Genomic DNA, 22726 nt, shown 5'->3' on the forward strand with positions numbered 1-22726 from the left:
TTAGTGCCGGTGAATCCGGTGTAGCTTGTACTTGCCATCATCTTCGGCTTTGAACATCCTTCCGACTTCGGGATGCATAACGGGCTCCCCGCTATCGTCTTCGAGCAGATTTTGTTGACTGACATAGGCTACATAACTGCTATCCGCGTTTTCGGCCAGAAGATGGTAAAAAGGTTGATCCTTTGACGGCTGCAGATCTTTGGGAATAGCATCATACCATTCATCGCTGTTAGCGAAGACCGGATCAATGTCATAAATCACGCCGCGAAAATCAAACAAGCGATGCTTTACCACGTCACCTATCGTGAAATTCGCATTTAACACGGGTGGTGTGCCTTTTGGCAGCGGATTGGTGGACGCAAGATATTTGGTTTGAGCCATAGCTCTAATCTAGTCAGTTCCGGTACAGATGCAAGCACCGGTCATTTGCTTATCATCGCGGTTTCTCGCTTGGCAAATCACAAATCATGGTCTAAGCGCGCCGCAGATTCGACGCTTATGGCTGCTCAGGCCATGGTTTCCAACCAAGTGCGGAGAGGTGCCAGAGTGGTCGAATGGGGCGGTCTCGAAAACCGTTGTGCGAGCGATCGTACCCAGGGTTCGAATCCCTGTCTCTCCGCCAAACTGGATCACTAAAAGCGCGAGAGCCTAGCATTCGACGTCGGTGTGTGGATTCTGCTAGTTGCCTCATATCCGGACAAAGTGGTCTGCTCTGTCGTCTAATATCCATTTTGACCAATAAAGACTGGGAAACGCAGTATTTTTTTGGCAGGATGATTTAAGGCCGGGTGGGTCTGGATTATTTGAGGGTTAATATGGCTGATCGGGATTCCCATTTGCAGGACGTGCTAAAGGCGCCTGACGGGCCGCATATTGGTGCGTTGTTTGATTTTGATGGCACAATTATCGCCGGCTACTCTGCCACAGCCATGTTATGGGAAAAGATCAAGCGCCGGGAGATGACCGCGGAAGAGCTGGTCGAAACTGCTAATGTAATGGCCCAATACAGCATGGGGAGCATGGGCTTTTCAGGTTTGATGTCAGCTGCTTCGAAATTCATGAAAGGCGTAACCGAAGACAGCTATTTCGAATTTGGCGAAGAGCTCTATGAAAAACACATCGCGCGCAAAGTTTATCCGGAATCCCGTGAACTTATTGAAGCGCATATTGCGAAGGGCCATACCGTTGCTATCGTTTCTTCTGCCACCATTTACCAGATTGAACCCACTGCGCGTGATCTGAATATCGAGCATGTCTTATGCTCGCAATATGAAGTCGAAAATGGAGAATTTACCGGGAATATAGTTCGCCCACTTTGTTTTGGTGAAGGCAAGGTCATCGCTGCGGAAAGGCTTGCGAAAGAGCACAAGCTGGATTTGAGCAAGAGTTATTTCTATTCAGATAGTGATGATGATCTGGAGTTATTGGAGCGGGTCGGTAAACCACGGCCGTTGAATCCCAACGGCAAGCTTACTGAAATTTCCAAGGAACGTGGTTGGCCTCTGCAGAAATTTGACAGCCGCGGGCAAGGCAAGCCGGTTGATTATCTCAGAACGATATATGCCACAGGTTCGCTAGTTACGTCTTTTGTTGCTGGACTGCCGATTTGGGCCTTAACCGGATCTCAGCGGGAGGCGACCAATTTTTCGACCGGATTATTTGGTGACATCGCCACGGCACTGACCGGCGTGGAACTGGATATCACTGGCGAAGAAAATCTCTGGGTCAATCGGCCGTGCATCTTTGTCTTTAACCACCAGAGCAAGGCCGATGTGATGATCATGGCAAAGCTGGTGCGTAAAGATGTTGGCGGCATTGCCAAGAAAGAGGTGAAGGATACGCCAATTATCGGCAAGGTCATGGAAATGGCCGGAACCGTGTTTGTGGACCGGGCCGATGGTCGCAATGCGATCAAAGCGATGGAGCCATTGATCGATGCGATCAAAATTGACGGTAAATCAATTTGTATTGCTCCCGAGGGGACCCGGACATTATCGCCGAAAGTGGGGCCATTCAAGAAAGGTGCTTTCCACTTGGCGATGCAGGCGGGTGTTCCGATGGTACCGATTGTTATCCACAATGCCGGCGATGTGGCTCCCAAAAATGAATTTGTAATGCGGCCGGCCACGGTGAAGGTCGATATCTTACCGCCTGTCGACACCAGTAAGTGGAAAAAATCAACGCTTGATGCTCATGTTGCCGAGGTGCGAGGCATGTTCCTGGAAGCCTTGGGGCAAGATGATGATGAGTCTGTGCACGCGCCCGTCAAAACGAGGGCCGCACCCGTCAAGACAGCGTCGAAGCGAACATCCACTGCAAAGACGGTTGGTCGCGGCAAGTCAAAAGCAAAGGCTGTTCCCAAGAAAGCGGCTTCGGCTGCGAAGAAGGTTGGATCGACCCGAAAGCCGACGGTCGGAAAAGCAGCGACTGCCGCAAAAGCAGCTCCTCGACCTGCTGCTAGAAAAACAGCACCGAAATCTGCAACGCGCAAGCCTGTGGTCAAAAAGCCATCTGTTAAAAAAGCAACGGCCGGCGGCACATCAGCGAGAAAACCTACACCCAAAAAGACACCCGCCAAAAAGCCGACAAAAACGAAAAAATAGGGAGCCGGAATGGATGAATCGAAGGCAATAGCAAAGGCGGTACCTCTACTCACACAGGGGCCCAAACTATTTGTCATTGATGCCCGTAACCGGGTGGAGCGACGTCATCTGCTGGATTGGCTTCATACGTCGCTGGCTGAAGGCGGTCCGGACCGGGAGATAAACTGGGTCAGCCTTCCAATATCCGATGAGCGCGCCCGATTGCGGTTGAAGGAGTTGGACCGAAAACTGGATGCTGATCCTGATACAATGGTGATACCTGTCCGTATTGCCTGGCGCATACCGAATTTCGAGAAGAGCCGGGCTCTCAAAAAACGGCATGCTCTTTTTGGCGATCCCCGGACGCCCGGCAGCTTTCGGGCTCGCATGATACTGGTCCGCAACAAGCGCCGCGCCCATTGCTTGACTGGGCAACCGGCCACTATCGGCGAATTACGAGAGCGATTTGAACATCAAAATGCGCTGCATGCCGAGGGCGACGATGAGAATGAGTTTGCCGGATTTGTGGCGCGTCAGGCTGGTTTGGTTCTCGACATAGAAGAACGCGGCCTTCGTGGGCGACGGTATAAAGTACCCCGTTTTGTGGCTGATGGATTGCGCACCAGCTCAAAATTTCGTGCGGCTATGACAGAGCTCGCCACCGATCTGGATAAGCCGGAATCGGCTCTTTACGAAGAAGCCGGTAAGTATATGAAGGAGCTCATAGCCCGGCCCAGCGCCTTTTTCATCGATATGAAGGCCCGGCTGGATCGCTTCATGCTGTCGCAGGGCTATGAAGATGAAATCGTGTTTGACAAAAATGAGCTTGCGCGCCTGCGCAAGACGATGCGCGACCATCCCACCTTGCTGCTCTTCACACACAAAACCTATATTGATGGCGTGACGCCCACTGATCTGGCGTACCAAAATGACTTGCCGATGGTGCATGTTTTTGGCGGGATTAATCTTGATTTCTTTGGGCTTGGGTTTGTCTTGCGACGCGCCGGCACGATTTTTATTCGCCGCAGCTTTGAAAATAACCCGGTCTACAAGCTCGTCCTCCGCCACTATGTCAGCTATTTATTGGAAAAGCGCTTCCCGATGACCTGGGCTTTTGAAGGTACGCGCTCGCGGCTCGGAAAGCTGATGCCGCCACGCTACGGCTTGCTCAAATATGTCATGGACAGCGCCAATCTGAATGACATTGAAAATGTCCATATCATCCCGGTCGTGACCAGTTTCGACTTGATTCGTGATGTCGAGGAATATGCGACCGAGCAAACAGGGCGGGTCAAAAAGGCAGAGTCGCTGAGCTGGTTTGTGGGTTATCTACGTAGCCTGCGAGAACCTATGGGCAAGGTCTATGTGGATTTTGGCAAGCCGGTTGTTGTTGGCAATGCCCCGGAGCCTGATGATCGTATTGGGTTATCCAAAATTGCCTTTGAAGTGGCAGTGGAGGCCAACCGGGCCACGCCGCTAACGCTGACTTCACTCATGTGCCTCAGTCTGCTGGGTACTGCCCCCCGCGCTATGACGGCCGATGAATTGCGCGCCGTGATTAACTTCTTCGTGGAATGGGCACAGGAACGCAATATCCGGTTCAGCGATGATCTGACCAGGCAAAATCTGGAAGGCATTCAAAGGGTTGTCGATACCTTGGTCAATAGTGGCCTGTTTGTGCGTTACGATCAGGGTTCGAGTACCGTCTACGCTATCCAGCCCGAAAAACATCCACTGGCAAGCTATTATCGCAATTCAATCGTCCATCATTTCCTGGACAAGGCAATTATCGAAATGTCTTTGCTTAAGGCTAGGGAAGATAAGGATAAAGTTGCTGCGGACGTTTTTTGGGATGAAACAGACAGGTTACGAGACCTGTTTAAGTTTGAGTTTTTCTATCCACCGAAGGACGAATATCGCGAAAACCTCAAAGCAGAATTGACCCGTGCTTGCCCGGATTGGAAGATGAAGCTCGATCAGGGCGGCGTTATGCTCAAGAGTCTGACGAACCGGTTTCAACCGCTTATTGGTCACGCAGTGTTCTTGCCATTCGTGGAATCTTACACAGTAGTGCTAGATATATTGTCCCGGTTGGAGCCAGGGCAGGTCATTGACAAGAAGCATTGTGTCGAAGAGGCTCTGAAAGAGGGGCGGCAGGCATATTTGCTGCGGCGCATCACCAGCGAAGCGTCCATTGGCAAGATTCTGTTTGAAAATGGTTTTAAGATGGCTGCCAGTCAGGATTTAACCGGCGAAACAACCGAAGAAACCATAGCGAAACGAAAGGCTTTGCTCCGCAAATTCCGAGCATTGTCGCGCCGAATGGAAAAATCGAGGCTTGAGGTGCTTAGCCTGGCTGACAAGATTTTTGACTAAGATATTTAGGTTTAGAGGAACGATATATGTTGCATCAGCTTAGTGCCCAAGACGCCCAGTTCCTTTATATCCAGACACCGGAAAATTTGACTCATGTTATGGCGGTCTACGTCTATGATCCATCGACTGTGCCTACCAAAAAGGTGCGATTTAAGGACATTATCGATCATGTCCGCAGTCGGCTTCATATATCCCCGGTATTCAAACGTAAGCTTTACCGGCTGCCTTTTGATATTGATCATCCCTATTGGGTAGAAGACCAGCATTTCGATATCGAAGCGCATATTTCCCATGGTCGATTGCCGGAGCCAGGCGATTGGCGGCAGTTTTGCATTCATGTGGCTCGCCATTTTAGCAAGCCGATGGATATGAACCGACCCCTGTGGGATATGTATGTCGTGGAAGGGCTCGATCGGGTCAAAGGCTATGGCAAGGGTAGCTATGCAATTTTGACACGGGTGCACCATGCCGCGATTGACGGTGCCTCGGCTGCTTATTTTTTTACGGCGCTCAGCGACATGGATACAAAGGGGACACCGGCGATAGAAGTACCGGCTTCGGATTGGGACTATGGTGATGTGCCGTCTTCGTCGGATGTCATGAACCGTGCCCTTTCCAGCAATCTGTCGTCACCCGTTAAGCTGGCCAACGCTGTATTAAAGCTAACTCCTACCCTTTGGGATGCAGCGCAGAAAAATATGTCCAGTGATGGGGGGGTGGGTGGACTCACTGTTCCCGAGACCCGGTTCAACGGTGCAGTTTCACCGCACAAAATGTTCGATGCTGTCAGTTTCGATTTGAACGAGCTAAAGGCGATGCGGACCAAAGTGGAGGGTGCGACAATTAACGATGTCGTACTGACCATTTGTAGCGGCGCACTGCGTAAATATCTGATGAAACATAAGGAACTGCCAAAAGAAACGCTGGTGGGTGTAGCCCCGGTCAATGCACGAAAGCGGGATGGTCAGGAAAATACACCCGGTAACAAGATTACCGCGATGACAGTCAATCTGTGGACCAATATTGCCAATCCGCTGGAACGACTGGAAGCAGTGCGCAATACGACAAGGGAAACAAAAGCCGCCAAATCTGGTTTGAGTGCACGGATCATGACGGACCTTACCCAGCATATTCCCGGTGCGACTATGGCTGGCGTCGCCAAAATCCTAACCAGTGAGCGTTTCGCTCCCAAGATGAGCAACGTCTTCATTTCCAATGTGCCTGGACCGCAAATGCCGATGTATATGAACGGTGCGAAACTTACGCATCAATATGGCATGGCGCCGCTTGGTAATGGAATGGGCTTGTTTATCGCGACACCCAGCTACAATGGAACGATGTCCTTTGCGGTTACAACCGACAGAAAAATCATGCCTGACATTGAATTTTTTCGCGAATGCGTTGAGGCCGCCTTTGTCCAACTGAGGGATGCAAAGCCAGCGGCGGGCAGACGGAAGGCAAGGACCACGCCTGCCAAAAAGGCACCGCAACCCAAAGATGCTTCGGTCATGTATCGCCGGGTATCCAAGACGCCGAGACGAGCACCAAAGAATAAGGTCAAATAAGTAGTGGATAACTACCTAATTTTCCCGTTAACGGGTGTTTTTCCTCAGCAATGCGTGTATTCGGTCTGACAGTAAGCGAGTAAATTATGATTTTGAATACAACTTTGAAGATGGAAAAGGCGATGGCCCAAGCGGAAAATTATTCCGACTGGTCTGATGCCGCAGCCGCCCACGATCGCTCCACTGGCGTCGACAAGTGGAAGGCCTCTGACGATAGCAAGCATTTTGATAATGCCTCTATTCGCAGACGTTTGAAACGCCTGTCAAAGCTTTGGAAAGCCCAGGATAATGCGGGCCTGCTTTATGCACTGAATGAAGGTATCCACGGCAATATGGATGGTATGGGCAATGACCGCCTGCACCAAAAAGCCAAATTTGGCACCAAGCAACTGATTCAGGATTATGTGGATGCCATTGTCAATTCGCTGGAATATCTGGCGAGTGATAAGGTTGATGATATTCCCTTTGAAGAGAAACTCGATTTCTTTCGTCGGGCGCAACATTGCTACGGTCGCTCTGCCTTTTTAATGAGCGGCTCAGGCGCCTTTCTGTATTTCCATATGGGCGTGGTGAAAGCTTTGTGGTCGGAAGGGCTATTGCCGCACATCATGTCGGGTTCCAGTGGCGGTTCTATCGTTGGCGCTTTGATCAGCACGCATGTGGATCATGAGATTCCCCCATTTTTTGAACCCGAAAACCTAGTCACTGAAGGCAGTGATGAAATAGCCTCGCAGACCGGGTTGAGCATATTCGGTGGCACAAGGCGCCTGAAAATAGATGAGATCCGAGAGCGTATCAGCAATATGATCCCGGATCTGACGTTTCAGGAGGCTTATGAACTGACCGGGCGGCATTTGAATGTTTCGATCGCTCCAGCGGAGAAGCACCAAACATCACGCCTTTTGAACGCTATTGCGTCACCCAATGTCTATATACGGGAAGCAGTTATGGCTTCTTGCGCCGTACCGGGCGTTTATCCTCCTGTGACATTGGCAGCCAAGGATCACAAAGGAGAACGTAAACCTTATCTGCCCAATCGCAAATGGGTTGACGGTTCTGTAACCCATGACTTGCCGGCAAAACGGTTGGGGCGGCTTTATGGGGTTAATCACCATATTGTCAGTCAAGCAAATCCGCTAATCACGCCCTTTGCGACTGATGTGAAGCAGCAGAGGACTCCGATTTCCGCGATCCGGAACGCAACGACTTCGACGATGAAGGCTTGGCTCAACGCCAATGTCGAAATTATGCAGAAGCCGCTATCCTATTTTCCGCGACTGAACAGCATGGCCAATATGACACTATCCGTCATTAATCAGGACTATACAGGCGATATCAACATCATCCGTCCGACGATGTTCTGGAGCCCGGCAAAAATACTAAGCGATTTGTCGGTGGAAGAAATTAGTGAGCTGATACAACTTGGCGAGCGGACGACTTGGCCGAAAATTGAAATGGTGCGAACCCAGACCAAAATCAGCCAGACATTGGACCGCATATTGTTTGAATATGAAAATGAACTGGCCCATGATCACGAACTTGTGATGAAAAGGAAAATCGCTTGAGGCATGAAGAGGCGAGTTTGACCCTGGTCGCGCCATCGGCGGCCGCGGGTGCATCGCTTTATTGCCAAAGCTGGACGCCGGAAACTGCTACGAAAGCGGTCATTATATTGGTTCATGGCTATGATGAACATAGCGGGCGATACGGATATTTCGCGGATCATTGCACTAAACACGGATTTGCCGTTCAAACCCTTGATCATTGGGGACATGGAAGGTCAGACGGAGCAAATGGTTTCGTCCCTGACTTTTCAGTTTATCATGATGGTTTGGATAGCCTGATCAAACAATTGCCTGCGGAACAAAAAGGCCTTCCACTGATATTGGTTGGACATAGTTTGGGCGGTTTAATTGGTGCGACCTACCTGCTCAAAAATCCGTCTCGTTTCACGGCAGCGGTGTTGTCTGGTCCAGCGATTAAAGCGACGGAAGAGCCTTCTGCAGTCATGAAAGGGCTCAGCAAACTTCTCTCGAAATTGGCGCCCACAATGGGCGTTTTGGCATTGGATGCGAATGGAGTCAGCCGCGATCCGAAGGTTGTCGCGGATTATTTGGCCGATCCGTTGGTCTCCGGTACCAAGATCAGTGCCCGGCTGGCAGCTGAAATGATGGCTAATATGGAATTGGTGCAAAGCCACGCTGCCAAAATAACATTACCGATCTTGCTGTTGCACGGTGGAAAAGACAGCCTGACAGCACCCGAAGGGTCGATGTTTCTCAATGAGAATATTGGCTCCGGCGAAAAAATGTTGAAAATCTATCCGGAACTTTTTCACGAGATTTTTAATGAACCGGAAAAAGATGCGGTGCTGACGGATATGACTGACTGGATGGATCGCATATTGACAAAATAGCGACCAGAAGTGCGAACGGGGGAATTTCGCAATGATGATCATTCTATATATTTTATGCACCATAATAATGGCGGTGTTGATCGCCTATTTCGTGTTTCCGAAGGCGCTTTATGATCTCATGACCGCTTCGCTGCGCCTCCGGGGAGGAATGCGCCAAAAATTCATCAAAGTCGGTGACAATGTCTGGCCGTATCTGGAAGGTGGACGAGGGGAGGGTGTGCCACTCGTTTTGTTGCATGGTTTTGGTGGTGACAAGGATAACTGGTCAATTTACGCACCGCATATCACCAAGGATCATCGTTTGATTGCACCGGACCTGCCAGGCTTTGGTGAGAACAACCGATCTCTGGATCGTGACTATGATATCGTCTCACAGGTCCATCGATTGAGTGCGTTCCTGGACGCTATCAATGTCCCCAAATGTCATATCGGCGGCAATAGCATGGGCGGATTTATCGCTTTGCAATTTGCAATGGAATATCCGGACAAAGTTGCATCATTGACCTTGTTTAACAATGCTGGCGTCATGGGCGACGTGAAGAGCGAATTGGCAATTGCGGCAGAAAAAGGTGAAAATTCCCTGGCGCTGAGCGACGTCTCCGATGTTGATCGGCTAATGGCTTTTGTTTCTTATAAACCAGTGCCGATGCCAAAGAACTTCAAGAAAATATTCTTTGCAGAGGCCGAAGCCCATAGAGAAGTTCTCGACAAAGTATTCTGGCAAATTGCCGGTGCCGGTATCAATCATCCTCTCAATGATCGCCTCGGCGAGGTAGTGGCGCCAAGCCTGATCATCTGGGGGCGCCATGATCGGTTGATTGATGTTAGCTGTGTTGCGGTGCTGGATGCAGGTATCAAGGATAGTGAAGCGGTTATTTTCGAAGAGACCGGGCATATTCCGATGATCGAGAGACCCAAAGAGACTGCTACTGTGCACCGGGCATTTCTTGCAAAACACTAAATTTCCAGCCAGTTTAGCGACATAGAACTCCTCAAGAGGGGAGTCGCAGTAAAATTTGGGGAAAAGCTATGAAATTGCGCGTCGGGCTATTGGGTGGAGGGTCCTGGGGGACAACCGTGGCATCACTGGTTTCGCGCAATGCCCCGATCAAGATATGGGCCCGAGACAGCGACACTGTCGACGATATTAATAACAATCACCGAAACAGCAAATATTTGCCTGATGCCGCGTTGCCGGAAGCACTGGAAGCCACGGGCGATATCGGTGAGGCTGTCTCTGACGCTGACGTACTCGTTATGGGAATTCCGTCCAGCAATTTCCGCAATGTGCTAGAAGAAGCCAAATCCTATTTGCGACCATGGGTTCCTGTCATCAGCCTGACAAAGGGTTTGGAGCTCTCCACTGGCAAACGTATGACTGAAGTCATCGAAGATGTTTTACCTGGCCATCCTGTTGGGGTCCTGACCGGACCCAATCTGGCGCGGGAAATCATGGCCGGGCAGGCGGCCGCCAGCGTGATCTCAATGGAAGACGAGATTATCGTCAAGCAACTCCAGCAGCTTTTCCACTCCGGAATGTTTCGTGTCTATACCAATACCGATTTGCTGGGCTGCGAGTTGGGCGGAGTCCTGAAGAATATCATCGCCATTGCCGTTGGCATGGGGGATGGATTAGGGGCAGGGGACAATACTCGATCCGCTCTGATCACTCGCGGTTTGGCAGAGATTACGCGATTAGGAGTGGCTATGGGTGGCCGACCCGAGACTTTTGCCGGCCTGACGGGAATGGGGGATATGATCGCCACGTGCACGAGCCCGTTGAGCCGAAACCGGCATGTCGGTGTCGAGCTGGGCAAGGGGCGCAAAATTGATGATATTATCGAAGAAATGCTGATGGTTGCTGAAGGTGTCAAAAGTGCGCCGACGGTCATGGCTTTGGCCAAAAAGTATAGTGTTGCAATGCCGATTGCAGAAGACGTGTTTGAAGTAACAAAAGGAACGCGTTCGGCTGTCCGTGCTTATCGCGGTCTGATCAGTGCATCTGCAGGCTCAGAGGCTGATGCCGGATAGATAGTATCGAAAGAAACTGTAATTTATCCAGAAAGAATTGGCCGAAAACGTCAAGCCGTTTTGTCAAAACCGGTCATTTCAAGTTGAAAATTTACTAGATTTTACAAAAGCTTATTTACCACTAAGCGTCACCAAAGACTGGTATTTTTTTTGGTCCATTAAGGATGAAGTTTAAGCTAAGGACTTTTGCTTGCTTCTTTTTGGGGCGTGCCATAAAAATATCTCTCAAGCACTTCGGAAATTGTTACGTCAGAGTTTCGACGTAGCCCCGATTATGTGGAGAGTATGTATATGGATTTACGAAGCCAAGCCGTAAACGATGCTGAGACTGATCTCGTATTCGACGCGACAGAAACACTGATCACACCGCACCGTGGTCTTGGCTATGATATATTCAAACAGAACTTCAATGAAATTGATTTGCGGTTCGACAAAACGGATGAAATTTTCTGGTGCTATATGAACCAGAAATCTCGCCCCAGCTACACATATGAATTGGGCGATGAAATCCAGATGGTCCAAGACTGGATTCATACAAATTATGCCATGGATGGAACCCATACCGAGGACCCAATGCGCTATTTTGTTTGTGGATCGCGTACCCCTGGCATTTACAATCTCGGCGGCGACCTGAAACATTTTGCGGACTGTATTCGGCGTCGCGACTTGGGTGCTTTAAAGAAATACGCCCGTACCTGCGTGCATATGCAATATGCGAACAGCACAGGTTTTGGCGCCCCAATTATTACCATGGCTTTGGTGCAGGGTGATGCGTTGGGCGGCGGTTTTGAACATGCTTTGGCTTTTGACATTCTGGTGGCCGAGAGAAGTGCAAGGCTGGGCCTGCCCGAAATTTTATTCAATCTCTTCCCCGGTATGGGTGCCTACAGTTATTTACGTCAGCGTCTCGGCCGCAAAGAGACAGAACAGTTTATTCTCGAAGGAAAATTATTCACAGCCGAACAGCTCTATGAGATGGGCGTGATTGATATCCTCGCGGAGGACGGTAAGGGCGAGCAAGCCATTATTGAATATACCAAGCAAAACCGGAAGCGGTTCCACGCTGAACGTGCTGTCTACAAAGCGCGTCGCCTCGCCAATCCCGTAACGATCGATGAATTGCTCGAAATTACGGAGATGTGGGCAGAAACGGCACTTTACCTTGATGAAGTCGATGTAAGAAAAATGGAGCGCCTTGCGAATGCGCAAGAGCGTCGAATTGCCCGCTCGCTCAAGACTGTTTAGCTACAAGCTTAGCCTGCTGCGCTATACCCATTATCGGTCTTGCCGTCTTCAGCCATTTCCGGACCGTTCAAGAAAGCTTTGATGAGTGACACTTCTAGTTCGACTTGTACGAGATATTCAAATCGCTTTTGCGTGAACTCTGATTCCGTTATGATTTCCAGGTGGCTGCAGATTTGAGATAATTTTTTTGCGCCGACATTGTTGGCACCGCTCTTAAAAGCGTGAGCATGGAAACGAAAATCTTCTACCTTGCCGTCTTCAACCGACTTTTTGAAGGCTCTCATAATGTCCGACGCGTCTTCAACATATGCATCTATGATTGACTGAACGAACGCCTCGTCGCCTATGGATTTCAAATAATCCATCTGCCCCGCGTCAATTGGTGGTTGAGGGTCATCTGTCAACTCTGATCCGATGACTTGAACAACATTAAATGGATCATGACGCAGCGATTCTTGCACTTCATTTGCCTTATGGAAATTGCCTGTCTGTTCTGCAACGGTGTCAAGCAAAACGCTTGCTTCTATTGGTTTTGTGAGCCGTAAATCCATGCCGGCATCAAGGCATTTTTTCTCTGTTTCTGACGTGGAATCCGCTGTCAGGCCAATAATCGGAATATGGTGGCGAGGCCCTTCGATCTGACGCCATAGCTTGCAGCATTCTATGCCACCAATATTTGGCATGTTGACGTCGAGAAATACTATGTCGAAAGAATATTGCTCAAGTTCATCAAGAGCTTGCTCACCGTCGGAAACAACAACTACTTCATGGCCAGCATTTATAAGGATCGTTTGCAAGACCATCTGGTTGGTACGATTATCATCAGCAACCAATATTTTGAGCGAAGCAGATGTTCGAATGATACGGTTAGGATTGTCTTCCAGTTTCTTGCCGGTGCGATTGAAAGAACAGCCAATTTGAACAACGCTGCGCACAGTATCAAAGTCCGCAGATGCTGGTAGCACTGATGCGAAAGCGGCCCGTAATTTGATCTCGTCTAGGCTCTTGCTGCCACTTTTAGAGAGCAGGACAGGTGGCAGTTTGGCCTCACGAAAATGACTCCAGAATATGGAGTCATCTCTGTGTTGCTCTGCGATTTCTTCATCGAGAAGAGCCATGTCGTATGAAGAAAGCGGGCGGTTTTTGAGGATCGATTCCAAGCGGTCATTTGGGGCACATTGAATATGCTCAATGACAACAGATCCTTCGTCCTCTTGCTCAATGTCCGGGCCGTTCAGACCAAATCCCAACGACAATATTCGATAGCTTTCGGGATTGGGAACAACCTCGACGTCGACGACCGGTTCAACTGGGCAAGCAAGGGTAAACGTGCTGCCCTTTCCCACAGTACTCTCCAACGCAATATCGCCGCCCATCTGGATCGCCAGTTGCTTACAGATAGCAAGGCCCAAACCCGTGCCGCCAAAGTTATCAATAATACTGTCATCTGCTTGCTGGAAAACGCCAAATATTTTCTCATGTGCTTCGGCTGGTATGCCCGGCCCAGTATCGGTTACAGAGCACCATAACACTGGAGCTTCGGAGACATCATCATCTATTCCGCACTTCAATGTTATTGTACCCGTTTCGGTGAACTTCACAGCGTTGCTGGTCAGGTTGATCAGGATATTGCGGATATGATCGAGTTGCCCCGTAACAGCTTGATCGCTCAGAGCTTCGGCTTCGAGGTGAATTTTCAAACCTTTTTCGGCCGCCGCCAACTGCAAGATGTCACGCACATCTGTGAGCACATCGACGATACTGAATTCCTTCGGTTCCGGCAGTTCTTCCTGTGTATCCGATCTTGCAAAGGTCAATAGCTGGTTGATCAGATGTAACAGATGCTGACCGGCGGATACGCTGGTACTCACCATCTGTTGTTGTGCTTCAGGCAGTTTCATGTCGAGCAGATGTGTGCCGTACCCGATAATGGCATTTAGCGGTGTACGCAATTCATGGCTTATGCTCGCTAAAAACAGGCTCTTCGCCTTGTTTGCGCTTTCAGCTTCTTTCGTTGCCTTGGATATTTTGATAATCAGGGTCGAACAATATGCAGGAACGACGATCAAACCACCCAAGAGGCCTAAAGACAGGGATAAATTGTGATGCCAATAGGGCACGGAATATATGGTCCAACCGAATGACATTGTTCCTAGCGCAGCCGCGATACCGAGCCATTTGATACCAAAGCGGAAGCCATAGCCTAATATCACCCACAGATATAATGGGTAGAGCGCAGCAACTGCTCCGCCGCCAATTTCAAACAAATAGGTCGACACACCGAAGTCAACCACCAAGCCCGCCAATCGTCGACTGTTGCTTGGCCCAGGCTTTAAGCGATAAGCGATAAAGATCGCCAGGCTGCCTAAAAGGTGCAGTTGAAAGCCAAGCATCAGGTCTGCATTCCCGTCAAGGAAATAGGTGACGGTTAGCGCGATCACGATCAAAACCAGTCGGTTTATGATCATCTCTCTCTCGCGATCACGACCCCGCTCGGTAGCGTCGCTGTGATGTGAGTGACGATGATGATGAGCGTGTCTGTGCGTATTATGCTGCTTCGTGGAGCGCTTGCTTTGCAAGAAAGGTAGCATGCCGCTATCCTTCCGCCGAACCGGTAACTTGTTGCCGTTGTACTCCGAACAATTTCGACAAGTCTGTCGCACGCTGTGGACGCGCTATTTTGAAGCCTTGAATCTCGTCACATCCTGACGCTTGGAGGAGTTCAAGCTGGGCATCATTTTCGACGCCCTCAGCTATAACCCGCATATCCAACGCGTGAGCGAGATGGGAAATTGTACCGATAATCGCACGGTCTGCTGCAGAATGTTCAATCCGCGATATGAAAGTACGGTCAATCTTCAAACAATTGGCTGGCAAATCTCTTAGATATTGTAGCGAGGAATAGCCGGTTCCAAAGTCATCTATCGAAATTCCGACCCCAACCTCACGCAATCTGATTAAAGAATCGCTGACATGATCATTATTATTCAGCAGCAATTCTTCGGTAATCTCAATCACAATCTTCGAAGGATCAATCTGGTTCAACTCAATGTTCTTCAACACTTCTTCGCAGATTTTCTGATTCTGAAACTGACGCGGGGATACATTGATAGCAACACGCGGAAGATCAACACCTTCATCCGCTGATCGCCTTATTTGGCTGCATACTTCGGCTATTACCCATTTGCCGACGGAGTCCATTATTCCCGTATCGTCTGCAACGCGAATAAACTGCACCGGCAGCAGGCGTCCACGCGTTGGATGATCCCAGCGGAGTAGTGCTTCCAAACCTACATATTCTAATGTTTTGGCATCGACTATTGGTTGATATTCAAGTGCGAACTGATCCTGACTTAAGGCATCACGCAATTCAATCTCGAGCGATGCATCTGCCTGGGCAATCTGGTTCATGCCCTCAGAGAAGAAACGATGACAGTTGCGGCCATTCGCTTTCGCATCGTACATCGCGAGGTCAGCGAGCCTCAGCAATTCTTCATATTCGTCGCCATCATTCGGAATCAAGCTAACGCCGATACTGGCTCCGATGACCTGCTCGATTCCGCTGATGGAGTACGGCTCATTAATTGCTTTCAGTATTTTTGTGCAGCGGGAGTTGATCGCATCAGGTCCGCTGACTTTACCAAGAATAATGGCGAATTCATCACCGCCAATACGTGCCGCGAAATCGTCCGGTCCGATAATATCGAGCAACCGTTCTGCAACTTCCCGCAGCAATGTATCACCGCTGTGGTGGCCGCGTGTATCATTGATGACTTTGAACCGGTCGAGATCCAGCAGCAGTAGAGCTGATTCCTGACCGGTCTTTTGACAGGTGTCGATTGTTTTGCGTACTTTTTCCGCCAGCAGCGCACGATTGGGCAGCCCGGTCAGCATGTCGTGCAAGGCCAGATGCGTGCGATGTTCTTCGGCAAACTTGCGAGCCGTGATGTCGACCGCAGTGGTCAATACACCGATTGTCTCACCCTTATGATTCAGCAGCGGAGACTTGTTGCAGTGAAAAATAAGCTCAACGCCATCGCTGGAGAATTTTTCCTCATAATGTGGGATCGGTTGTTCCGACTTCAGCACTATCTCGTTTCTGCGATTTGAATTTGTTGCTAGGCCAGGGCCCAGTATTTCGCCAAAATCTCGGCCGACCATCTCGTCAGGTGTTTTGTCAAAAAGTGCCGATTGATAGGCATTAGTGAACAAGCAGCGACCGGCCCGATCGGTGGCATTGATCATGATGGGTATTGTATCGATGATCTGTTCCAGCATACTCTTGTTTGCTGGTGCGTTACTATCCGGTAAATCGGAAAGTGCGGCATGTTTCCTTTCGATTTCAGACGCCCGTTTTCTAAGATTATCGCTTTTTTGGCTTTTTGTCAGAAGCGATGTCGCGCGCCGGCAAAATTCCACATGCGATACCGGGCTCTGCAGAAAATCAGTGGCACCGGCATCCAGCGCGGAAAGTCGGCATTCGCGGTCCTGATGAGCGGTTATCACGATTGCTGGCACATCACCACATTTAGACATTTTGCGGACTTTTTTGATGAACTCTGCGCCGTTCATCTGAGGCATTCTGTAGTCAACAACCAACAGCTCTGCGTTGTTGCTATTTAGCCATTCAAGCGCTTCCAATGGATCAGCAAATGTGACGGAGGAATATTCTTCCCCCATCATGGTCACAAACTGGGCATAAATCCTGAGATTTGTAGGCCGGTCATCGACGATTAGAACGCGCGTGGTCATATAGTCGCAATAAGAGGCGATAATCAAAATAAGGTTAACGCGTCATTGGTATTGTATCGGGTTGTATCTTTGTTGGCCAACCTTTGGAAATCGGCCAAAAATTGTGTTTTTTGAGTACAGAGTCGAGTTTACCCTCGGCTCGCGCAGTGGTTCTGCGAATGATCATCTTTGTCCAGAGGGAGTAAAGAATGAAGAAAATCACCCTTAAGTCCGGCAAATCACGTTTTTTTTTGGGAGATATTGCTTTTAAGCGACCAGATGCGAATATTTTGTCCCCAATTCTATCTTACCTGATTTCAAAGCAGGTTGCGCCTGACATTGGATTGAACCATTTTGGTTGTGATGCTTCTTGCCACCGGAACTCCAATTCAGCATTGCGATCACAAGGTTAAAACAAGAACAATGATGTTCATCATTGTAAGATATATCCGCAGCTGTTGTTCAAGGGGGAAATAGTGGAATTTACCTATGCCGAGATACTGGATATCTTATCCACCAAACATAATGTTGCCAGCGCCAAAAAAGTGGCCTTTCGTGGGCGATTGCAACATTTTCAACGACTTGGATTTCCTGCAGGTGCTAATACCGGAAAAGGTAAGGGGGTTGCCTATTCATGGCGTGAGCTTTTCTTGATTGGTTTGGCATTGGATTGCCTGGAAATCGGATCCACACCAGATCGAAGTGTAAACGAAATTGTGAAATTTGAAGACGTTTTCTTGTCGGCAATTGCCGGTGTTGGGCTGGGTGCTCAGGAAGAGGATAGCCGGGACTTTAAATGTTTCCTGATTGTTGAATTGTCTAACCTTATGTCTTTAAAAGAAGAAGCCGACTGGAGCCAGATCGTAAAACTGCTGTCTCATCAGGATATGATGCAAATCCTGTCCAGCGACGGCTTGGATGCCCATCGTTCTCCTTATGCGTTGATTGATTTGCGTCAGTTCCTCGCCGCCATTCTAAACGGTGTGTTTAACTGCCTTGAGGCGCCCAAAAAAGAGATTATCGGTGATTTTAAAGCTTGGGCGAGGCAGCAACTATAACAATTTTAAAGATTATGAGATGTGCGATGGGCGGCATGCTGGTTGAAGCCTATGGTCATGGAAGTGTTCCAATTTATTATGATTTGTCCGGTTGAGGATAACCGTGGAGCTGTATAGCATCGATCGCTACTGACATGGAGTAAGCGTGTGATTCCCAGCGAGCATTATGAACAGCAATATCTCGATCTGATGCGGCATATCTGGACGCACGGCGATGAACGAGTGGACCGTACCGGTGTGGGAACAAAGGCAATTTTTGGTGCGACAATGCGTTTTGATCTGGCTGACGATGCGATTCCGCTGCTGACTACCAAGCGGGTGTTCTGGAAAACCGCAGCTAGAGAAATGCTCTGGTTCCTGACCGGAGATACGAACATCCGTTCGCTGGTAGAACAAAAAGTTCATATCTGGACCGACTGGCCGCTGGACAAGTACCGGAGAGAAACCGGTGAAAAAATCGACCGAGATGCATTTGAACAGCGGATCATCGAGGATGATGCGTTTGCTAAGCAATGGGGTGACTTGGGCCCGGTCTACGGCAAACAATGGGTTGATTGGCCGCGCTACACACCGGCCGGTGAGGGGCTCTATCGTCTTGAAGAAAAAGGTATCAACCAGATAAAATTGCTCGTTGACGGGCTGAAAAACAATCCCGGTTCTCGTCGCCATATATTTACTGGCTGGAACGTCGCTGAATTGGATCAAATGGCTTTGCCGCCTTGCCATAAAACGTATCAGTTCTACGTATCGGGAGGCAGATTGTCAGCGATACTGTATCAACGCAGTTGTGACCTTGGACTGGGATTTGCATTTAATGTGTTCTCTGCGGCGTTGCTGGTCCGCATGATCGCCCAGCAGTGTGATCTGGAACCAGGGCAACTGGTTTGGAATGGCGGCGATGTGCATATTTACTTGAACCATTCAGAGCTTGTGGAAGAACAATTGTCGCGCGAGCCGGTTGGCTCTCCCAAATTTAAAATATTGCGGAAACCAGAATCTGTTTTCGACTATATGATTACTGACTTTGATGTCCTGGATTATGCCCCGCAACCTCATATTCCTGCGCCTGTTGCCGTTTAGGCGGCAATCCCAAACTACAGTGCAATATTGCTGCAGCTGGTTACTGCGGCATAACGCCGCGCAACTTTATTGCATCGCTGCAATTCAATTTTACAATAAAATATGATATTCGTACTGTCTTAGCGAGTCGTAGGGGTTCCTAAAACAGTAGTTTCGATTAGTTCAACCAACTCTTAGGGAGAGCTTGAATGTCGTTTTCTGTCTTTAGCCGTTCTTTATTTGTAACTGCATCTTCAACAGCGTGTCTCGCCGGATTGGCCGTGCCGGCCCAGGCGCAGACGGGACCAAGTATCGCGGACACTTCCGCTCAATCTCGTCCCATAATGGTTGAGAATGCTCCCAGTATCGTCATTCGGGATGATCTCACGTTGGACGACCCGCCCCCGGTAGGTGTTTTTGACAATATTGTTGATGTGACAGGCGTGGGACAGATGACGGTACGGCCTGATCAAAATACAACTGGCTTAGGTTTATGCACCGGCACTTTGATTAACCCTCGCACCGTTATATTCGCGGCACACTGTGTGAACGATCAGTCTGCCGAGAGCTATGGCTTTGCCTCAGGTGGAACGGCAATTGCATTTGGTTTTAGCGCGGACAATCGTCCTGCCGTACGCCGCTGGGTTGGACTTGATGGTGGCACCGCAAATCAGACGGACGTGGATTTCAACATCTATAATGTTGAGCAGGTCTGGTATGATGAGCGTTCCATACCCACCGGATTTTTAGAGGCAGATGTAGCGCTTGCCACGCTTGATACACATGCAGATGGTGTCCCAACCTGGACACTGCTTTTCTCACCATTGAGAGAAGAGACACACGGTGTTATCAACGGTTACGGGGCAAGAGGATTGGGTCCCGATGGATCCAATCTCGGCATTGATTTCCGGCGCCGTATTGCGGAGAACATGATCTCATCCGCCAGCTCGCTCGATGACAGGAATAACTTCCTCTTTGGTCCCGATGATCCGGCATTGCCACAGACCCTTTATAATACGGATTTTGATAGTCCGGCGGGAGAAGCGGTTTTTGATCCGGAAAATGGCTTGTTCGATTTCGATCTATATGACGGAGCTGCCTTGCCGCGCGAAGGAACAACAGCAGGCGGGGATTCTGGGAGCGCATTGGTTGCTGACGAGCTTTTCGACAAACCGGTCATTACATCCGTGTTGTCTGGTGGTTCGAGGTTTTTCGGAAGCGAGGATGACCCCAATCCGGAACTGACATTCCAACCATTCTCATCCTATGGCACGCAAAGCTTCTATCAGCCACTTTATCTGTTCTGGGATCAGATCGTTGCGAACAACAGTTATGTTTATGCCTCCAGCCGCGCTGGAACACGCAACTGGATGAACCCGCGCCATTGGGTGCAGGATATGGATCCGAACTATGGCATTAATGTCGATGGTGAATTGGTCAATGCACTACCTGGCTTCGAAGCGCCGGGCGTTACAGGCGACACACCGAAATTCGGTAATGTTTGTTTCCTGGATGATTGCCTGGACCTCTCAACCTTAAGCGTCGAGTTTGATGAAGGCACTCCGAATAGTGTCTTTATTGAAGGTGGTCCGGGAAGTCGTAACTTCGTCCCGAACAACGTGGTCGCTGATCCATCAGCCGGCGTTCGTGCACGTTATTATGAAGTTACATTGGCCGCCAGCGGTGCAACAAGGCTACGTGATGACGTAACAATTGATCGTCTGAATATAGAGGGCGCAGCGCGGCTTGATATCCGCAGGCGAGGGAGCCTGAAAGTCTGGGGAGATTATACACAGACAGGCGGTTGGCTTGATCTTCGTGGTACTCTTACCACGGGTGAGGCTTTTCTTGGTGTAGGGCTATTAACCGGGAACGGGCTTTTTGATCCAACATTTCTGACTTCTGTCAATGGTTCGATAGCACCTGGCCGTAACTTTGGTGATACCGGCACGCTGACGATAGCTGGCGATGTCATCCTGGCATCCGGCACCTTGTCAATTTTTGATGTTAACCGGTCAGGCAATGACAAGCTGGCTGTACTTGGTGATGCCGACAATCTTGGTATCATTTCCTTGGGAGGTACCGCCGCGGTAGTCAATGCCTTCGGCCGCAACAGTGCGAGGTTTGGTCAAACCTTTGAAATTGTCACAGCCGAAGGTGGTGTCGAAAACACCTTTGACGACGTTGTTGGAAGGATTGGTGTACTTTATCCGGAGCTGATTTATGGCCCCAATAACGTAACCGCGAGAATGCGGGCTATCCGTTTCTCTGATTTCTTCAGCGGAAATGGCATTATCAACCCATTTTCATTGGCATTTGCCAGTGCGCTAGACGGCGCTCGAAGCAGCTCTTACAACGATCTGTCCGACGTCTTCGGTTTGATTGATGTTATGGAAGCCAGTCAGTTAAGTGCGACCTTCCAAAATCTCTCGGCATCTCAAGCCGGGCGGACGACGACACTCGATCAGCAACAAGGCACCGCCATGCGTAATCTGGTATCCGATCGTCTGTCGTTGCTTGGTGCCAAAGAAGGTGTGAAAGGCAAGATCAGGATCATCGGTGCTCCGGGAGTCCTGAACAGTCGCGAACTCACCAATAGCTCGGCTTCACAGCTAAGCTTTGCCGGAAACTACCAGTCTTCCGACTGGAATGCAGTGCAACTACCTGAGAACATGAGTGGCTTTATGTCGGCTGGATATGATCAGTCTGCATTGGCATTTGGTGGTAATGGTGCGCAAGACAAACAAGGAAGCTGGCATATTGCCATGGGCCTGGAATTTGGCTTGGACGACCGCACTACTCTTGGCACTGCCTTTGGCTATGCTGATGGTGCCCAGCAAGTTAGCGGAAGTCTGGCGAATGTTGAGACCAATCAGGCGTCGGTCTATGGCAACTATCGTCTTGGCGGTAACTTCTATATCGGTGGACAAGCGTCCATGTCTCATTCCCGTATCGGTTCCGACAGTAGGATATCCGGCGGAACAGCGCTCAACAGGCTGGACACTAACTCCTTGGCATTTGCCAGTGAGATTGAAGCTGGTTACAATGTCGATGTAGATGGCTTGCTGCTGACACCACGTGCCAGCATCGGCTATTCATCCTATAATGTTGATGGGTTCCGCGACAGTGCCGGTAGTCTCGCAATGGCTGTTGATGAAATTAGTCGTGCCGGCTTGGAAGCCAAGATAGGTTTGAAAATATCTGGCATCACCAAAATGGGTTTTGCCTCGGGATGGTCATTTCAGCCTGAGATGAAGCTGGACTTTGTTAACCGGATTTCCGGAAATGACACCAACTTTAGTGTGCGTTTCCTGGATGCAGAAAATCTACCGTTCGCATTGCCTATCGGATTGCAGGATGCGTCTTATGGGGAGATGAAAGGTGGGTTTAACTTCACCAATGGCCCCTTGAGCTTTGGTGCGGCGATTGAAACCCGGTTAGGTGAACAGGTCTTCCGGGATGATCGGGCAGTCGTAAACATGGCTGTGCGCTTCTGAATATAGACATCGCCGAGGATAACGTGGAAAAGGGGAGCAGATATCTGCTCCCCTTTTTTGTCGAACGGTATAGGACAGATATATTGACCTTTTTGGGAAGATGAAATAATATAACAATCAATTGAAACAAATATTGCGCTGCAACAATGTGGCAAAGCAGGAGATT

General features: G+C 49.5%; 14 protein-coding genes and 1 tRNA gene. 12 read left to right on the plus strand and 3 right to left on the minus strand.

Going from position 1 to position 22726, the window contains the following annotated elements:
* Nucleotides 1–381 carry a heat shock protein HspQ gene (gene hspQ, locus DK507_RS13025; protein WP_109356785.1) on the minus strand — a complete coding sequence of 127 codons (381 nt, stop codon included), beginning with the start codon at nucleotides 379–381 and terminating at the stop codon, nucleotides 1–3.
* Nucleotides 382–532: 151 nt separating this feature from the next.
* Here hspQ and DK507_RS13030 point away from each other — a divergent pair.
* The 9 genes from DK507_RS13030 (at nucleotide 533) to DK507_RS13070 (ending at nucleotide 12215) form a co-directional block, all read left to right on the plus strand.
* Nucleotides 533–622, plus strand: a tRNA-Ser gene (locus tag DK507_RS13030).
* Between the two features lie 193 nt (nucleotides 623–815).
* Nucleotides 816–2603: an HAD-IB family hydrolase gene (locus DK507_RS13035; RefSeq protein ID WP_109356786.1), complete on the plus strand. Its 1788-nt coding sequence runs from the start codon at nucleotides 816–818 to the stop codon at nucleotides 2601–2603.
* Between the two features lie 9 nt (nucleotides 2604–2612).
* Nucleotides 2613–4958 carry a glycerol-3-phosphate 1-O-acyltransferase gene (locus DK507_RS13040; RefSeq protein ID WP_109356787.1) on the plus strand — a complete coding sequence of 782 codons (2346 nt, stop codon included), beginning with the start codon at nucleotides 2613–2615 and terminating at the stop codon, nucleotides 4956–4958.
* A 26-nt stretch (nucleotides 4959–4984) separates the two neighbouring features.
* Nucleotides 4985–6523, plus strand: coding sequence for a wax ester/triacylglycerol synthase family O-acyltransferase (locus DK507_RS13045; RefSeq protein WP_109356788.1), 1539 nt, complete (start codon nucleotides 4985–4987; stop codon nucleotides 6521–6523).
* Nucleotides 6524–6609: 86 nt separating this feature from the next.
* Nucleotides 6610–8088: a DUF3336 domain-containing protein gene (locus DK507_RS13050; protein ID WP_109356789.1), complete on the plus strand. Its 1479-nt coding sequence runs from the start codon at nucleotides 6610–6612 to the stop codon at nucleotides 8086–8088.
* A complete protein-coding gene (locus DK507_RS13055) occupies nucleotides 8085–8939 on the plus strand; it encodes an alpha/beta hydrolase (protein ID WP_254054383.1) in 855 nt (284 codons plus the stop codon). The genes DK507_RS13050 and DK507_RS13055 overlap by 4 nt, the downstream gene beginning before the upstream one ends.
* A gap of 31 nt (nucleotides 8940–8970) precedes the next feature.
* Complete coding sequence (locus DK507_RS13060; RefSeq protein WP_109356790.1) at nucleotides 8971–9900, plus strand: alpha/beta fold hydrolase; 930 nt, start codon at nucleotides 8971–8973, stop codon at nucleotides 9898–9900.
* Between the two features lie 68 nt (nucleotides 9901–9968).
* A complete protein-coding gene (locus DK507_RS13065; RefSeq protein ID WP_109356791.1) occupies nucleotides 9969–10970 on the plus strand; it encodes an NAD(P)H-dependent glycerol-3-phosphate dehydrogenase in 1002 nt (333 codons plus the stop codon).
* 291 nt (nucleotides 10971–11261) lie between these two features.
* On the plus strand, nucleotides 11262–12215 hold the full coding sequence (locus DK507_RS13070; RefSeq protein WP_162559042.1) for a crotonase/enoyl-CoA hydratase family protein: 954 nt from the start codon (nucleotides 11262–11264) through the stop codon (nucleotides 12213–12215).
* An 8-nt stretch (nucleotides 12216–12223) separates the two neighbouring features.
* Here DK507_RS13070 and DK507_RS13075 read toward each other — a convergent pair whose 3' ends face one another.
* On the minus strand, nucleotides 12224–14683 hold the full coding sequence (locus DK507_RS13075; RefSeq protein ID WP_162559043.1) for a hybrid sensor histidine kinase/response regulator: 2460 nt from the start codon (nucleotides 14681–14683) through the stop codon (nucleotides 12224–12226).
* 127 nt (nucleotides 14684–14810) lie between these two features.
* Nucleotides 14811–16967 carry an EAL domain-containing protein gene (locus tag DK507_RS13080; protein ID WP_109356794.1) on the minus strand — a complete coding sequence of 719 codons (2157 nt, stop codon included), beginning with the start codon at nucleotides 16965–16967 and terminating at the stop codon, nucleotides 14811–14813.
* Between the two features lie 455 nt (nucleotides 16968–17422).
* On the opposite strand from DK507_RS13080, the gene DK507_RS13090 reads away from it, so the two are divergent.
* The 3 genes from DK507_RS13090 to DK507_RS13100 all read left to right on the plus strand — a co-directional run bounded on the left by DK507_RS13090 (nucleotide 17423) and on the right by DK507_RS13100 (nucleotide 22560).
* Nucleotides 17423–18004, plus strand: a complete 582-nt coding sequence (locus DK507_RS13090; protein ID WP_109356796.1) for a hypothetical protein — start codon at nucleotides 17423–17425, stop codon at nucleotides 18002–18004.
* Between the two features lie 150 nt (nucleotides 18005–18154).
* On the plus strand, nucleotides 18155–19084 hold the full coding sequence (gene thyA, locus DK507_RS13095) for a thymidylate synthase (RefSeq protein WP_109357682.1): 930 nt from the start codon (nucleotides 18155–18157) through the stop codon (nucleotides 19082–19084).
* A 188-nt stretch (nucleotides 19085–19272) separates the two neighbouring features.
* Nucleotides 19273–22560 (plus strand): autotransporter outer membrane beta-barrel domain-containing protein, encoded by a 3288-nt coding sequence (locus DK507_RS13100; RefSeq protein ID WP_109356797.1) that lies wholly within the window; start codon nucleotides 19273–19275, stop codon nucleotides 22558–22560.
* Nucleotides 22561–22726: the final 166 nt, after the last annotated feature.

This window comes from Sphingorhabdus sp. EL138 (assembly GCF_900258045.1).
In the GTDB taxonomy this organism is placed as follows: Bacteria; Pseudomonadota; Alphaproteobacteria; order Sphingomonadales; family Sphingomonadaceae; genus Parasphingorhabdus.

Excerpts from the sequence above, each read along its gene's own strand:
- DK507_RS13035 (WP_109356786.1), top strand. The coding sequence starts at position 816 with ATGGCTGATCGGGATTCCCATTTGCAGGACGTGCTAAAGGCGCCTGAC.
- hspQ (WP_109356785.1), bottom strand. The coding sequence starts at position 381 with ATGGCTCAAACCAAATATCTTGCGTCCACCAATCCGCTGCCAAAAGGC.
- DK507_RS13080 (WP_109356794.1), bottom strand. The coding sequence starts at position 16,967 with ATGACCACGCGCGTTCTAATCGTCGATGACCGGCCTACAAATCTCAGG.
- DK507_RS13075 (WP_162559043.1), bottom strand. The coding sequence starts at position 14,683 with ATGATCATAAACCGACTGGTTTTGATCGTGATCGCGCTAACCGTCACC.
- DK507_RS13045 (WP_109356788.1), top strand. The coding sequence starts at position 4,985 with ATGTTGCATCAGCTTAGTGCCCAAGACGCCCAGTTCCTTTATATCCAG.
- DK507_RS13050 (WP_109356789.1), top strand. The coding sequence starts at position 6,610 with ATGATTTTGAATACAACTTTGAAGATGGAAAAGGCGATGGCCCAAGCG.
- DK507_RS13065 (WP_109356791.1), top strand. The coding sequence starts at position 9,969 with ATGAAATTGCGCGTCGGGCTATTGGGTGGAGGGTCCTGGGGGACAACC.
- DK507_RS13070 (WP_162559042.1), top strand. The coding sequence starts at position 11,262 with ATGGATTTACGAAGCCAAGCCGTAAACGATGCTGAGACTGATCTCGTA.
- DK507_RS13040 (WP_109356787.1), top strand. The coding sequence starts at position 2,613 with ATGGATGAATCGAAGGCAATAGCAAAGGCGGTACCTCTACTCACACAG.
- DK507_RS13060 (WP_109356790.1), top strand. The coding sequence starts at position 8,971 with ATGATGATCATTCTATATATTTTATGCACCATAATAATGGCGGTGTTG.
- DK507_RS13100 (WP_109356797.1), top strand. The coding sequence starts at position 19,273 with ATGTCGTTTTCTGTCTTTAGCCGTTCTTTATTTGTAACTGCATCTTCA.